Genomic DNA, 1,655 nt, shown 5'->3' on the forward strand with positions numbered 1-1,655 from the left:
CCGCCTTGCACGTCGAGCAGCCCGTATGGCGCGCTCGGCTCGTCGATATCGGACAGCATCCGCGTAAAGAACGTTTCGTGCTCCGCGGCGCTCACACCCAGGCGCGCCTGCGCGACGAAATTCCTGAACGGCAGCGCCGGCGCCAGTTCGGCCGCGCGGTCCTGTTGAATCATCCGGATCTCCTCGACCAGGATATCCAATGCCGTGTGGTCGATCGCCAGGTGGTGCGTCAGCAGTTGCAACAGCCAGCGGCCGTTGACGCGGTCTTCGCACAGGAAGGCGCGCAGCAACGGCGCCACTTGCACGTCCACGCGGTAATGCCGAGGATCGTACGCCGCACCCAGTTGTTCGGCAATATCGCCGTTGGCCGCATCGAACACGACTTCCTCGACCGCCAGCGGCGCCCTGCGCCATAACACCTGCACCGGTTCGGCCAGGCCGTCCCATAGCATGGCGGTGCGCAGGATGTCGTGGCGGTCGATCACCACTTGCAAGGTCGCCAGGAAGCCGTCCAGGCGTGCCCGCGTATCGAACTCTATCAGTGTCGGCAACAGGTAGGCGTCGCCCTCGCCCTGCATCATGTGGTGGAACAAGATCCCTTCCTGCAAGGGCGCCAGCGGATAGATGTCCTGGATATTGGCGGCGCCGCCCGGCACCGCCGCGACGATGCCGTCGATCTCCCGCTGGCTCAGTTGCACCAGCGGCAGCATGTCCGGCGTGATCGCCTCGCAACCGTCGACGATGCCGTTGGCCGGCACCACCACGTCGATCGCACCGCCGCCGGCGGCCAGCGCCGCGATGGTCGGTGTGCCGAACAGCGCACGCACGTCGGTCTGCACGCCGGCCCGGCGCATGCGCTCGATCAGCGCCACCGCCAGCAGCGAGTGGCCGCCCAGTTCGAAGAAGTTGTCGTGGCGGCCTACCCGCTCCAGCTTGAGCAGCTCGGCCCAGATCGCCGCCAGCACTGTTTCGGTCTCGCCCTGCGGCGCCTCATAGCCGCGCGCCACATATGCCTGCGCATCAGGCGCCGGCAGCGCCTTGCGATCGAGCTTGCCGTTCGGCGTCAGCGGCAAGGATGGCAGCGCCACGAAGGCGGCTGGCACCATGTAGTCCGACAGCGTCAGCGCCAGTTCTTCGCGCAACGCCGTGATATCGAGCGGCGCCCCGTCGCGCGCCACCACATAGGCCACCAGGCGCTTGTCGCCCGGCTGGTCCTCGCGCGCCAGCACCGCCGCCTCGCGCACTCCGGCGCAGGCCGACAGCCTGGTCTCGATCTCGCCCAACTCGATGCGGAAGCCGCGGATCTTGACCTGGAAGTCGTTGCGGCCCAGGTATTCGATGTTGCCGTCGGCCAGATGGCGGGCCAGGTCGCCCGTCTTGTACATCGTCGCGCCGGCCACGCCGGCAAACGGATCGGGCACGAAGCGTTCTTCGGTCATTTCCGGCAGGTTCAGATAGCCCAGCGCCACGCCGGCGCCGCCGATATACAGCTCGCCGGCCACGCCCACCGGCACCGGCTGGCGCCGCGCATCGAGCACGTACACCTGGGTGTTGGCGATCGGACGGCCGATCGGGATGCTGCGCGCCCCGGCCGGCACTTCATCAATCTCGTAGGTGGTGGCGAAGGTCGTGGTCTCGGTCGGACCGTAGCCGTT

At 67.8% G+C, this 1,655-nt stretch carries 1 protein-coding gene; it reads right to left on the reverse strand.

The window, feature by feature from the left end; translation table 11 throughout:
* Positions 1–1,655 (reverse strand): condensation domain-containing protein (locus KVP70_RS32980; protein ID WP_217946661.1); only part of this gene is annotated, 1,655 nt, incomplete at both ends.

Source organism: Duganella violaceipulchra (genome assembly GCF_019166075.1).
In the GTDB taxonomy this organism is placed as follows: domain Bacteria; phylum Pseudomonadota; class Gammaproteobacteria; order Burkholderiales; family Burkholderiaceae_D; genus Rugamonas; species Rugamonas violaceipulchra.